A 12677-nucleotide genomic window follows, 5' to 3' on the forward strand; every position below is an offset into this window, starting at 1 on the left:
GCGGGCCCGCTCGGGCCCACCGGCTCCGGCGTCAGAGGGCGACCAGGTCGAACTTCTCCCAGGGGCCGATCGCGTCCCGGTTCGCGACCAACGCCTCGGCCCCGCCGTTCTCGGCAACCACGTACCTGTTGTTCACCGTTGCCCGCAGGCTGACCGAACCGTCGGTGTTGCGGACCAGGGCGAAGCTTTCCCACGATCCGGCGGACGCCCGGTTGGCGATCAACGGGTTCGCGCCGGCGTTCTCGGCGCAGACGATCTGGTTGTTGACCCGGGCCCGCAGGGCGATGGTGCCGCCGCCGAGGTCGATCTGGTCGAACTGCTCCGAGCTGCCGACGCTGGCGGCGGACGCGACGAGGTTGCCCGCGCCGGCACTGGTGGCGCTGACGTACCGGCCGTTCGCCTGGGCCCGCAGCGCGACCGCCCCGGTCGTCGGTGTGCCGCCGGTGAGGATCCGCAACGCGTCGACCATGCCCACGGCTGTGGTCTTGTTGACGATGCGGATCGTGTGGGAGCCGTTGGCCAGCCCGGTCTTGCGGAACACCACCTGCTGCGCCTGGCGGGCACCGGCGATGTTCAGGTTGACGTTGGCCTGGAACACGTTGTCCAGGTAGACGTCGACGTTGCCCATGTCGCTGAACCGCTCGGACAGGTACTCCACCCCCGTGCCGGTGAAGGTGTAGCTGGCCGCCGAGCCGACAGTGGTGCTGTGGTGGGTGTCGTCGTTGTAGTCGCCGTACCCCCGGGCGGTGGTGTGGTGCCAGTTGGCGTCGTAGGTCAGCATCGTGTCGTTGACCAGCCCGCCACCGCCCGCGCCGCCGAGACCCAGTGTCGAGGCGGTGCCGGACAGGCTCTTCTCGCCCTGGTTGGCGGTGCCGGTCAACGTGGTGCTCGCGTACGTCGACAGCGGTTTGGCGGTGCGCTCCACCACGTACACAGTGTTCGCCGCGGTGGCGAAGCTGATCTCGGCGGCCGAGGTGGTGGTCAGCACGGCGTTGTCCGAGGTACGACGGACCCGGACCTCCTGGCCGCCCCACGGGTTCACCACCCGGGCCGTCTTGCCGTACTGGCTGCGCAGCCCCACGTACTTGGTTTCGCCCGCCTCGCGCTCCGAGCTGACCAGGAATCCGTCCTTGGCGAGCAGTGTGAACTTCCCGACGAAGCTGGCGTCGGTCGGCGCGGCCGGGAACACCCGGATCTTGTCGTTGTACGACTGGAGCAACGACTCGTTCATCGCCGTCAGGTGGACGCCGAGGTACTCGAAGACCCCGTTGGTGTTGTTGGTCATCCCGTTCGGGTAGTTCTGGTATTTCTGCAGCATCGTCCGCATGCCCTGGAAGGCCTGGTCGCCGAGGCCGAGCCGGGCGGCGTGCACGTGGTCGTTGGACCAGACGTTGCCGTACGGGTGGGGCCGCACGTTCCAGGTGGTGATCGCGGTCTGCTGGTCGGGGTAGCCGATGCCGGTCTGGTCGTAGGGCCAGGCCAACTCCAGCGCCACGTTCTCGTTGTTGCGGGTCTGCGCGATCGGTGGGTCGTGCGGCAGGTACGCCCCGTTCTGCACCTGGTAGGGGGCCAGATTGTTGACGATGGTCTGCCAGTTGGCCCGCAACCCGGCGTCGAGGCCGAGTTGCTGGCTCACCTGGATCGTGAGCGGGAAGAGCAGCCGCACCGCCGCCAGGTCGGTGATGGCGTTGCGGACGTCCCAGTACGTCTCGTGGGCGTTCGAACTGGCCATGTACCACCGGCCGGTGGCGCTGTCGTAGTCGAGCATGTCCTCGTAGAACTTCACCGCCTCCCGCATGTACGGGTAGGCGGTGTTGCGCAGGTACGTCTCGTCGTTGCTGTACCGGTACTGGAGGTACATGTTGTAGGCGGCCTCGGTGCCGGTCGAGTAGGTGTCGTTGACGTAGTCGCTGTTGATCGTGCCCCGGGCGTTGCCGTCCCAACCCATCGTCTCGGGCACCCACAGCCCGTCGCTGCCGTACCGCGTGGTGGTGTACGACTTCAACGCGGAGAGGTTGCGGCTGTAGAGCCTGTTGAAACCGGCCATCAGGTCGACGTGGTTGCTGGCCAGGAACGAGTTGTAGACGTCCCGTTGATTCCAGTACCAGTAACCGTTGCTCCACTTCGAGTTGTCCTGGGTCGCCCGGAAGACCCCGTTGATGAAGTGCAGCGGGTAGTTGCCGTAGCCGCCCGCCGCGATCATGTAGGTCGCCAGGTAGTAGACGTTCTCCAGGTAGTCGGCGTCGCCGCCCGCGTTGGAGTACTGGACGAACGACTTGGCCCAGAAGTCGTGCCACCAGTTGCGGTAGTTGTTCAACGTGGTGGCGTAGCCGGTGGCCTTGGCCGCCGCCAACTGGTTCTTCGCCTGGATCACCGAGTTCAGGCCCGGTGAGTTGATCCGGCTGGCCGCGGTGAACCACACCGTGTAACTCGACGTGGGGGTGATCGTCAGCCGGACCCGGGTGCCGTTGACCACCTGGGACGAGTACGACGCCCCCTCGACGGTGGCCGCGAGGGTGTACCCGAAGTTGTTCGCGTCGGTCTGCCCACGGCTCAACCCGACGCCACTGGCGTCGGCGAAGGTCGAGACGGTACGCCAGGTGTTGAGGTCGGGGACGTCCGCGATGTTCTGGACGGTGTTCATGTCCCACAGGCTCAGGTCGAGCCCGACGCTGCTCACTCCGGGGCGGGTGTCCTCGACGTGGATGCCCATCACCTCGGAGTTGGGCGCGCCCAGCACGGTGACGGTGCGGTTGTTGTCGTACTTCGTGGTCAGCGTCCCGTCGTACAGCGAGAGGCGTTGCTGGAAGGTGGTGTAGCCGGTGTCGAGCTGCGGGTTGCTGTACAGGTTGACCAGCCCGGCGGCGTAGGTCGACTGCTGCGCCAGGTCGACACCGGAGACCTGGGCGGTCAGACCGTTGTCGTTCCACACCATGGCGCCGGTGCGGCCGTTGCCGACGGTGAGCCCGTGCAGGGGATTGGTGTTCGGGCGGTTGTAGACGATGTCGTGCTTCGACAGGTAGGCCGCCCGGTTGACGTTCAACGTCCCGGTGCTGGTCCCGAACGCGGCGTCCGTGGGTGCCGCTGTCGCTGAACCGGCCGGCCCGACGGCGACGACACCACCGGCGAGCAGGACAGCGAGCACGATTCGTAGTGGCGGCGTCAACGTCATCGACACGATCTCCTCTGGATCGTCGCGGATGCAGGTCTCGCACCCCGGGAAGTGCCCCGGTGTGCCCACGTCCGCCGAAACGAGGGCGATGTCGAGACGACGCGGAGCGGCGCCACCGTGCCGCGTTCACGGCAACCGGATGAACATCGATCCACATCGTTGATGTGCAGTTAACATCGGGCGTCTGTGAGGGTCAATCCCTGAGGATTGTCGAGATCACCTCAGGAACGGTGAGCTGCCACGTTGATGACGTTGCCGTCCGGAGCGCGGACGAAGAACCTGCGCACGCCCCACGGCTCGGTGGTCAGCGGGTGCACGATCTCGTAACCGAGCCGCTGTGCCTCGGCATAGGCGCCGTCCACGTCATCCACCTGCACGCTGATGACCGAGTCCTCGGGTGCTGTCGCGTCGCCGGAGACGAGCTGCACTGCCACGTCAGGGTCGGGCGAGGTGTAGCGGGCCACCCAACCCAGGTTGAACGCCTCGGTGCTCAGACCGAGAAAGTCGGTGTAGAAGCCCCTCGCGGCGCTGACGTCGGCCACCGGAAGGTTGGGCAGAATGCGAATGACGCGCATGTGGGCCTCCAGCTCAGGCAATCGATAGCTCCTGATTATCCCGACCGTCAGGCCCTGACCCGCTCGGCGACCCGTACCGCGACGGCCCTGAGCTGCTCGGCGGAGAGCGGCGGCTCCGGCTGTGCGGCGACGGCCTGCTCGTCGACCCCCACCATGTTGCTGACGCTCGCGCTGAGCGCCCGGTTGCCGTGCAGTTGGATCGAGACGATGTGCTGCACGCTCGCGGTCCGCTTTCCGGTCAACGTCTCGGTCTTCATCCGGAGGCCGCCGGGGGTCGTTCCCGCCGCGCAGGCGCGGTGGTAGCGGTTGTCGCCCGCACCCTCCGGCAGCTCGCACGGCCAGTGGAATCCGGCGGGCCCCTCGGGTGCCGAGGGGTCGGCGGGGCGGCCGGTCGGCGCCGGATCGAGGACGTCGGGAGAGATCGACACCCCCAGCGGACCCTTCCGTCCCCGATACGACACGCCGGATCCGCCGCCGACCATGTCGTCCCGGCCGTTGTGGGTGAACACCGGCGGCCGCCCGTCCGGCTGGCGGGCCTCGCCCACGTGGTCGGGGATCCAGAACCACGTCGACCCGGGCGCCACCGCACGCAGCGCGGCGTCGAACTCGGCGCCGAGGCGCTCCGCGCTGGCCTCGGCGCTCGCGTCGGTGTCGAAGACCAGCCGGAAGCCGGTGTCCGGGGCCGTGGGGGAGGGCGCGGCCAGCGGCCGGCCGGGCTCCTGATCGTGTACGGCGACACCGACGCCGACCGCCACCGCCAGGACAGCGGCCAGCGGGCCGCCGACCAGCCGGGCGCGGCTCGCGCGCCGCTCGCGCCGGACGATGCCCTCCACGTCCACCCGGGGCGGCGGTGGCGTCCCGATCAACTCGTCGAACAACTGGTGACCCATCTGCTGCCTCTTCCTCAGGACTGGCCGGTGACGACGGCGCGCAGGTTCGCCAACCCGCGTGCCGACTGACTCTTGACGGTGCCGGTGGAGATGCCGAGGATCTGCGCGGTCTCCTCCACCGAACAGTCCAGGTAGAAGCGGAGCACGAGCACCGCCCGCTGCTTGGGGCCGAGGGAACGCAGCAACGCGGCGAGTCCTTCGCGGTCGGTGACCGTCTCCGGGGCCGCGACGGCCACGTCCGGCAGCGTCGCGCTCGCCTGTTCCCGCCGCTTCCAGGGCCGGCGCCGCTCGTCGAGCCAGGCGCGGGTCAGGACCCGCTGGGCGTACGCGTCACGGTTGTCCGCCCGACCCGCCGTGCGCCAGCTCCGGTAGAGCTTCGCCACGGTCACCGACACGACGTCGTCGGCGGTGTGCCAGTCCTGACAGAGCAGGAACGCGCTGCGCCGCCAGCGATCCAGCCGGCCCGCGACGAAGTCGTGGAAGTCGGTCTCGTCGGCCCGCCTCACCGGGGTCTGTCCTCTCCGGCGACCAGCACGGGTCTGTTCTTTGCGCTGACTCTCACGGCCGTACGACGCGGCCCTCCCGCCTGAGGGTTGCACGCTTGCTGATCTGGAGTTCGGGCGGGCAGGCAAGGCGGTGGAGCAGTCAGCTCAGTGCGGCCGCCTTGCCGAGCAGCACCGAGCGTTCGCGCTGATTGCCGCAGAGCCGGGCGGCCAGTTCCAGCTCGGCGCGCGCCTCCGGAAGCCGCCCGAGGCGGGTCAGCAGCTCGCCGCGTACGGTCGGAACGAGGTGCGACCCGGGGAGCCGGTTCGAGGCGATCAGCTCGTCCACGATGGTAAGGGCTGGCGCCGGACCCGAGGCCATGGCGACGGCGACGGCCCGGTTGAGTTCGACCACCGGCGAGGGCGCGACCCGGCCGAGCGTCTCGTAGAGCTGGACGATCCGGGCCCAGTCGGTCTCCTCGACCGAGGGTGCCGACGCGTGCGTGGCTGCGATCGCGGCCTGTAGACCGTAGGGGCCGAGGCCGTGTTGCGATGCCCTGGCCAGCGCGGCCAGCCCACTGTGGATCGCCGGGAAGTCCCACAACCGGCGATCCTGGTCCGCAAGGAGGATCGGGGTGCCGTCCGGGTCGGTCCGGGCCGGGAAGCGCGCGGCCGTCAGCTCGCACAGGGCGAGCAGCCCGTGCACCTCGGGCTCGTCCGGCTGGAGCGCGGCAAGTGTGCGGGCCAGCCGGACAGCCTCGTACGCCACGTCGGTGCGCAGCAGCCGGTCGCCCGACGTGGCCGTCGACCCCTCCGTGAAGATCACGTAGAGGACGCTGAGCACGCCCCCCAGCCGCTCCCGGCGCTCGCCGGCCGGCGGCAGCTCGAACGGCACCCCGGCCGCCGCGATCGCCTTCTTGCCCCGGGTGATGCGGGCCTGCACGGTCGGCACCGGGACCAGGAACGCACGGGCGATCTCCTCGGTGGACAGGCCGCCGACCACCCGCAGGGTCAGCGCCACCCGCGCCTCGCGGGAGAGCACCGGGTGGCAGCTGACGAACATCAGCGCCAGCACATCGTCGTCGATCCGGTCGGGGTCGATCTCCTGGTCGAGCGCGGGATCGGCTGCCAACAGTGTGTATCGCTCCTGGAGGGCGACCCGGCGGCGGATCGCGTCGATCGCCCGCCGCCGGGCCGTGGCCATCAGCCACCCGGCCGGATTGGCCGGAGAGGCACGCGGCCAGCACACCAGCGCCTCGGCCACCGCCTCCTGGGCGGCGTCCTCGGCCAGTCCGAAGTCACCTGTGAGCCGGGTCAGCGCGGCCACGATCCGCGCCGACTCGATCCGCCAGACGGCCTCGACGTCGGCCGTACCCATCAGACCTGGCCGGTGCTTTCGCCACCCTGCGGGACCTCGTCGGCCTCGGCCACCCGCCGGACCTCGATCTTGGACCCGCGGACCGCCGGGACCCGCGTGGCCCACTCGACCGCCTCCTGTTTCGTGGCGACGTCGAGCAGGAAGTAGCCTCCGAACAACTCCCTGGTCTCGCCGTACGGACCGTCGGTGACCACCGGTGCCTCGCCACCGAAGTCGACAACGACGCCTTGGCGCGGATCGTCCAGCCCTTCGGCCGCGACGAGAACGTCGGCCTTCATCATGTCCTCGATGAACTGGCGGGTGGTGGCCATCATCTCGTCGATGTTGGCCATCATGGCCGCGTTCGTCTCATCGGTGCCCCGCATGATCAACATGTATCTCGACATCGTGTTCTCCTCATCCGACGGGGCCGTCTCCCGGTCCCAGCATCCCCACGTCGAACGGGCGGCCCGCGGATCGACACGGACCCCGGAACATTCTTTCCCCGTCGCGGCGTGGTCAGGATCGCTTGCCCTCTGGCAGCGGCGTCATTTCGGCGTGCCGCACCGTCAAGTTGCCGCTACTCACAGTGGCGAACGCGGCTGGCGCGAGGCACGTACCGATTCGGGCCGGGCCCCATTTACCTGCCTCGTCCTGGTCCAGGCTGGCTGACCAGGTGAAGCCGACCCGGTCGCCGCCGCGGCGCCCGCCGTCCTGCACGCTGAACCCGACCCGCTTACCGACGAAATCACTGGCCATCTCGTCGGCGCGGGTGACGATGCCGGTCAGTGTGGCATGACCCGGGCTGGTGATCATGCAGTCCACCGATGCCTCCCACCGCACCGTGACGTTGGCTTCGGCCACCCAGTGCGCCACTCGCACCGTCCCCGTCGCGTCCGCAGGGGTGCCGTTCTCCCCACGCGGAATCGGCAGCGGCCGGCTGTACGGCGCCGACCGGGCGTCGAAGGCGAACGACTGCACGTCGTCGCCCTGCCCGAACGGCAGCACGAACTCCGCCGATCCGGTCACCCGCGCCGGTCGGTGCTCTGCCGCCCCGGCCGGCGTCGCCGCCGCAACTGCCATGGTCACTGCGGCGATGCCCCACCCGAGTGTTCTGCGCATTGTCGTCCTCCTCATCCGGCCGCGAACACCGCGGCCCTGCGATGCCTCCAGACTCGGCGGGTTGGAAGCGGGAGTGATCCCCTCTGTGGGGGGAGTCGTTCCCCCGCGCCTGGGACACCGTGCCCCGCTCGCGGGAGAGCGAGCCCGGTGCGTGGGCGTCCGGAGCGGCGACGCTTGATTCGATCGGCAATCGTCAATAGATTGAGGGTGGGCGCCGCCGGGGTTCGGGTGAACCGGGCCGTCGGCGGCTGACAGGTCCACCCCCGAGCCGGGCATTTCGGTCGTACGCGCGACCGGTCGCTGTGGCGCATCGCCGCGCCACATCCAGGGCACGTTGTCGCGCCGCGTCCGTCCAGGACGCGCCGCCGTGCCGTCTTCGCTCAGCTCGATGGCAGAAGGACCCTTCATGACGATTTTCCGTGCCCGCCCCGCCGCGACCCTGGTGGTCGTCGCCGCGCTGGCCACCGCCGCGATCACCACGGGAGCGGCAGTGGCCAGCGGCCCGGCCGCAGCCGCTCAGGGCTGCCGGGTCGACTACACGCCCAACCAGTGGCCCGGCGGATTCACCGCCGCCGTCAAGGTCTCCCCGGGAGACGCGGCCGTCTCCAGCTGGACCGTCACCTGGACGTACGCCGGGGACGAGCGGGTCACCAGCGGCTGGAACGCCACGGTCAGCCAGTCCGGATCGACGGTGACCGCCCGCAACGCGTCGTACAACGGCAGCATCCCGGCCGGCGGCTCCACCGAGTTCGGGTTGCAGGGAACGTACGGCTCCAGCGGTGGCGCGCCGACCGGGTTCAGCCTGAACGGCGTGGCGTGCAACGGCACCACGCCGCCGCCGACCACGCCTCCGCCAACGACGCCTCCGCCAACCACCCCGCCACCCACGACGCCTCCGCCGACCACCCCGCCGCCCACCACCCCGCCGCCCACCACCGAGCCGCCGACCGGGTGTGCCGGCGCGGTGCTCTGCGACGGCTTCGAGAGCCAGACCGGTTCGACACCGTCCGGTGACTGGGCCGTGGTGAGCCCTGACTGTTCCGGCGCCGGTACCGCCACCATCGACACGGCGACCACGCACAGCGGCAGCCGGTCGGTTCGGATCAACGGTGCCGCCGGGTACTGCAACCACGTCTTCATCAGATCCACGAAGAGCCTTGGCAGCGTGGGCAACGTCCGGTACGGCCGCATCTGGGTCCGGCACACCACCGCCCAGCCCACCGAACACACCACGATGATGGCGATGGCCGACGCCGCCGACGGCAACAAGGACCTGCGGTTGGGTGGCCAGAACGGCGCCCTGCAGTGGAACCGCGCCTCCGACGACGCGACCCTGCCCGAGCAGAGCCCGGCCGGGGTGGCGCAGAGTCTGCCGTTACCCACCAACCGGTGGACCTGCGTCGAGTTCATGGTCGACGGCTCTGCCGGTCAGCTACGTACCTGGGTGGACGGCACCGCCATCCCCGGGCTGACCGCGGACGGCGCGCCGACGCACGACATCGACGGCCAGTGGTACAACCGCACCTGGCGGCCGCAGCTCACCGACCTGAAGCTGGGCTGGGAGAGCTACGGCGGTGGAGCCGACACCCTCTGGTACGACGACGTCGCGGTGGGGTCCAGCCGCATCGGCTGCTGACCCTTCGGGGGTCGTGAACGGGGCCCGTCAGCGGTGCCCGCAATGGTGATGAACGCGTCGAGGGTGTGACCCGGAAGTCCTGTCACACCCTCGATCGTCATCGACCGCCCTCACGAGCAGCATGAGCGCCGCCACCGCACTGCGGGCACCCAGCTCTACACCTCACCCGGGAGGATGTCTGAACACTGTTTGGTCCACGCGGTGGCAAGGGGCGGGAGCGCATTGCCGCGTCCGCCCTCGGCAGCCGCGCGGTCGGGGACCGAGGAGAGGCGACCATGGGCAACATGTTGACCGACATCCTGGAAGCGGCGGCGCACGGGCAGTTCCCGCCACCGGACGGCGGGACCACTGTGGTGTCGCAGCCGAGCCGCCGCGACGCCGGAGTCATCGCCTTCACCGGACACTCGGTGGTGTTCACCGACGAAGATCCCCAGTGGGTACGTCGTACGCTGGCCACCCTCGACTGCGACTCACTGGCGGCCACGATGAATCCGCGTTTTTTGGGTGCGCTGCTCGACCGCACCCGGCGCTCCATGGACACGATCGACCTGCTGACCGTCGCGAGTTGCCTTGCCGGGCCACCTCCGTTACCGCTGACTGAGCTGGCGGACGCCGATCATCCTCGCGAAGTCAGGTCACGGCGGCGCCGTGACGACATTCGCGTCTGGGCCGCCGACGGTGGGGTGGTCGTGCTCGGCCGAGGAGTGGCCGGCCGTTGGGAGGCGGCGATCGAGGTCGACGACGAGCGTCGCCATCGGGGCCTGGGGCGGGCGTTGGCGACGGCCGCCCGACATCTGGTGCCCGACGGCCGGCCGGTCTGGGCCCAGCAGGCCGCCGGCAACGCGCGCAGCGTGCGTGCCTTCCAGGCGGCGGGCTTTCGACCGGTGGGCGCCGAAGCGCTTCTTCTTCCGATGTAGGTACCGCACTGGACGATCCGCACATGCCACTGTGGGCCAAACCGTGATCAGCAGGAGGGTTTCCGAGATCACGCCCGGGGGCATCCCGCGGATGAAGTCAGCCGCTCGTTACCCCTGATCGAGGAGAGCACCATGTCGGTCCAGGCATTTCTCTACGTTGTCGCCGTCATCCTGATCGTGCTCGCTGCTCTGCCGCTGCCCACGAGGGGTGTCTCGCTCGCGCTTCTGGGTGCCGCCTGCGCCCTGCTCGCCTACGCCTGGCCGGTGATCACCGACTGATCTCTCGTTGGTCGTCGTCGCTGCGGCCGGTTGCCGCGCAGCCAGAACGTGATCGGGCTGCCCGGCAACCGGCCGCGAGTTTGTTTCGCTTGCTGAGTCTCCTTCACACGCGTAGGAAGAACACCACCCGTCGATCCGCGTCCAGCGTCGAAGGAGATGCGTGTGACCACCTCCAGAGGGCTCCGTCTCGCCGTGTCCGTGCTGGTGACGGCAGGTGCCGTCCTGCTCGGCACGGCGGCCCCTGCCGCACCGCCAACGACTCCCGTTCCGACCGGGCAGCCGTCCTGCGACCCGATCGACCCGACCGCCTGCCTGCTGCCGTTCCCGAACGACTACTTCACGGTGCCGGACCGGAGCAGCCCCACCGGCAAGCGGGTTCGGTTCGCCGCCGCCGCGATGCCCGCCAACGTGCGGGGAACCCCGATCGACCCGACGGAGTGGAACCGGCAGGACGGGTTCAGTCCGGGCTCACCGATCCTGGTGCGCGTACCCGGTCTCGACGCCGCGGCGAGCGGGATCGCGCCGGTCACCGACATCGGCCGCTCACTGGCGCCGAACGCGCCGATCGTGCTGCTCAACACCCGGACCGGTGAGCGCACGCCGTACTGGGCCGAGTTGGACGCGCACGCCGCCGGCCAGCCCGACCGGCAGCTGCTGATCATCCGGCCGGCGGTGGCGCTGACCGAGGGCACCCGCTACGTCGTCGGGTTGCGCGACCTGCGCGATGGCAACGGGTCGTTGATTCCGGCGCCGAAGGCGTTCACGGCGTACCTGACCGGTGCCGGCCTCAAGCAGCGGGACGCTCGGGGGCCGCAACTGAGGCGGATCGTCGCCGAGCTGAACCGGACCGGCGTCAAGCGGCACAGCCTCTACCTGGCCTGGGACTTCACTGTGGCCAGCCGGCACGGACTGACCGGGCGGATGGTGGCGGTCCGGGACGACGCGTTCGCCGACCTCGGCCGGGCCGCGCCGCCGGTCACCGTCACCCAGGTGACCGACTATTCACCGGAGCAGGATCCGCTGATCGCCCGGCAGGTCACCGGCACCGTCGGCGTACCGTCCTACCTGACCGGCGACGGCGGGCCCGGCTCCCGCCTGCACTACGGGCCGGCCGGCGGCGCCGGGACACCTCCCACACCGGACGCCCTGCCCACGCCGTCCGGCGCGACGGTGGCGGCGGACTTCGTCTGCAACATCCCGCGCAGCGCCTCGGCCGCGCGGCCGGCCCACCTCTCGCTCTACGGCCACGGACTGCTCGGCCGGCCGACCGAGATCAACGCCGGCAACGTCAGGACGATGTCGAACACCCACAACTTCACCTTCTGCGCGACCAGTTGGATCGGCATGGCCGCCGCCGACGTTCCCTTCGTGGCCAACGCCTTCACCGACCTCAGCGTCTTCCCCGCGGTGGCGGACCGGTTGCAGCAGAGCTTCCTGAACTTCCTCTTCCTGGGTCGCGCGATGATCCACCCGGCGGGGTTCGCGGCCCACCCGGCGTTCCGGGACGCCACCGCCCGGCCGCTGATCGATCGCGTCGGCGGGTTGCACTACGACGGCAACAGTCAGGGCGGTATCAACGGGGGTGCGCTCACCGCCATCGCCCAGGACTGGACCCGCTCGGTGCTCGGCGTACCGGCGATGAACTATTCCACGCTGCTGCAACGCAGCGTGGACTTCGCACCGTTCCAGACGGTGCTCGACGGCTACTACCCGGACACTGTCGACCAACAGTTGGTCCTCGCGCTGCTGCAGATGTTGTGGGACCGCTCCGAGGCCAACGGGTACGCCCAGCACATGACCGACCGGCCACTACCGCGCACCCCGGCGCACCAGGTGCTGATGCACGTGGCCTTCGGCGACCAACAGGTCTCGCCCGCCGCGGCGGAGGTGCAGGCGCGCACCATCGGCGCGCGCCTGCACACCCCGGCGCTCGCCGACGGCTGGTCACTGGACGTGCGGCCGTACTGGGGTATCACGCCGATCCGCCGCTACCCGTACACCGGCTCGGCGATCGTGATCTGGAACAGCGGCGCGGCGTACGCGCCGCCGCCGACCAACCTCGCCCCGGCCGGGCCGGAGTTCGGCGACGATCCGCACGAGTTCCCTCGCGCCCAGGCCGGGGCCCAGAAACAGAAGGCGGTCTTCCTGCTCACCGGCAAGGTCGTCGACGTCTGCGCGCGGACACCCTGCCCGTGACGCGAGGCTCGGGACGAAGCGGGGCGCTGGTCGTGCCAGCGCCCCGCCGGG

The 12677-nt window shown here is 70.0% G+C and carries 11 protein-coding genes; 4 read left to right on the forward strand and 7 right to left on the reverse strand.

The features are described from left to right. Nucleotides 1-31 precede the first annotated feature (31 nt). From OG598_RS06290 to OG598_RS06320, 7 genes are all read right to left on the reverse strand, one after another. Nucleotides 32-3172: a glycosyl hydrolase family 95 catalytic domain-containing protein gene (locus tag OG598_RS06290; RefSeq protein ID WP_328653476.1), complete on the reverse strand. Its 3141-nt coding sequence runs from the start codon at nucleotides 3170-3172 to the stop codon at nucleotides 32-34. Between the two features lie 221 nt (nucleotides 3173-3393). Further along, a complete protein-coding gene (locus tag OG598_RS06295) occupies nucleotides 3394-3747 on the reverse strand; it encodes a VOC family protein (RefSeq protein WP_328653477.1) in 354 nt (117 codons plus the stop codon). Nucleotides 3748-3794: 47 nt separating this feature from the next. Beyond that, a complete protein-coding gene (locus tag OG598_RS06300) occupies nucleotides 3795-4637 on the reverse strand; it encodes a hypothetical protein (protein WP_328653478.1) in 843 nt (280 codons plus the stop codon). 14 nt (nucleotides 4638-4651) lie between these two features. Continuing rightward, on the reverse strand, nucleotides 4652-5143 hold the full coding sequence (locus OG598_RS06305) for a sigma-70 family RNA polymerase sigma factor (RefSeq protein WP_328653479.1): 492 nt from the start codon (nucleotides 5141-5143) through the stop codon (nucleotides 4652-4654). Nucleotides 5144-5282: 139 nt separating this feature from the next. Then, on the reverse strand, nucleotides 5283-6497 hold the full coding sequence (locus OG598_RS06310) for an RNA polymerase sigma factor (RefSeq protein ID WP_328653480.1): 1215 nt from the start codon (nucleotides 6495-6497) through the stop codon (nucleotides 5283-5285). Further along, a complete protein-coding gene (locus OG598_RS06315) occupies nucleotides 6497-6883 on the reverse strand; it encodes a YciI family protein (RefSeq protein WP_328653481.1) in 387 nt (128 codons plus the stop codon). The genes OG598_RS06310 and OG598_RS06315 overlap by 1 nt, the downstream gene beginning before the upstream one ends. A gap of 112 nt (nucleotides 6884-6995) precedes the next feature. Beyond that, nucleotides 6996-7598, reverse strand: coding sequence for a hypothetical protein (locus OG598_RS06320; protein WP_328653482.1), 603 nt, complete (start codon nucleotides 7596-7598; stop codon nucleotides 6996-6998). A 406-nt stretch (nucleotides 7599-8004) separates the two neighbouring features. On the opposite strand from OG598_RS06320, the gene OG598_RS06325 reads away from it, so the two are divergent. The 4 genes from OG598_RS06325 (at nucleotide 8005) to OG598_RS06340 (ending at nucleotide 12626) form a co-directional block, all read left to right on the forward strand. Further along, entirely contained in the window at nucleotides 8005-9234 is a 1230-nt protein-coding gene (locus OG598_RS06325) for a cellulose-binding domain-containing protein (protein WP_328653483.1), read from the forward strand. Nucleotides 9235-9509: 275 nt separating this feature from the next. Beyond that, complete coding sequence (locus OG598_RS06330) at nucleotides 9510-10151, forward strand: GNAT family N-acetyltransferase (protein WP_328653484.1); 642 nt, start codon at nucleotides 9510-9512, stop codon at nucleotides 10149-10151. Nucleotides 10152-10283: 132 nt separating this feature from the next. Next, a complete protein-coding gene (locus tag OG598_RS06335; RefSeq protein WP_167337290.1) occupies nucleotides 10284-10430 on the forward strand; it encodes a hypothetical protein in 147 nt (48 codons plus the stop codon). A 156-nt stretch (nucleotides 10431-10586) separates the two neighbouring features. After that, nucleotides 10587-12626: a hypothetical protein gene (locus OG598_RS06340; RefSeq protein ID WP_328653485.1), complete on the forward strand. Its 2040-nt coding sequence runs from the start codon at nucleotides 10587-10589 to the stop codon at nucleotides 12624-12626. The last annotated feature ends 51 nt before the right edge of the window (nucleotides 12627-12677 follow it).

The organism is Micromonospora sp. NBC_00330, from assembly GCF_036136635.1.
GTDB classification, from domain to species: domain Bacteria; phylum Actinomycetota; class Actinomycetes; order Mycobacteriales; family Micromonosporaceae; genus Micromonospora; species Micromonospora salmantinae.

Excerpts from the sequence above, each read along its gene's own strand:
- OG598_RS06290 (WP_328653476.1), bottom strand. The coding sequence starts at position 3,172 with ATGACGTTGACGCCGCCACTACGAATCGTGCTCGCTGTCCTGCTCGCC.
- OG598_RS06295 (WP_328653477.1), bottom strand. The coding sequence starts at position 3,747 with ATGCGCGTCATTCGCATTCTGCCCAACCTTCCGGTGGCCGACGTCAGC.
- OG598_RS06300 (WP_328653478.1), bottom strand. The coding sequence starts at position 4,637 with ATGGGTCACCAGTTGTTCGACGAGTTGATCGGGACGCCACCGCCGCCC.
- OG598_RS06310 (WP_328653480.1), bottom strand. The coding sequence starts at position 6,497 with ATGGGTACGGCCGACGTCGAGGCCGTCTGGCGGATCGAGTCGGCGCGG.
- OG598_RS06315 (WP_328653481.1), bottom strand. The coding sequence starts at position 6,883 with ATGTCGAGATACATGTTGATCATGCGGGGCACCGATGAGACGAACGCG.
- OG598_RS06320 (WP_328653482.1), bottom strand. The coding sequence starts at position 7,598 with ATGCGCAGAACACTCGGGTGGGGCATCGCCGCAGTGACCATGGCAGTT.
- OG598_RS06325 (WP_328653483.1), top strand. The coding sequence starts at position 8,005 with ATGACGATTTTCCGTGCCCGCCCCGCCGCGACCCTGGTGGTCGTCGCC.
- OG598_RS06330 (WP_328653484.1), top strand. The coding sequence starts at position 9,510 with ATGGGCAACATGTTGACCGACATCCTGGAAGCGGCGGCGCACGGGCAG.
- OG598_RS06335 (WP_167337290.1), top strand. The coding sequence starts at position 10,284 with ATGTCGGTCCAGGCATTTCTCTACGTTGTCGCCGTCATCCTGATCGTG.
- OG598_RS06340 (WP_328653485.1), top strand. The coding sequence starts at position 10,587 with ATGCGTGTGACCACCTCCAGAGGGCTCCGTCTCGCCGTGTCCGTGCTG.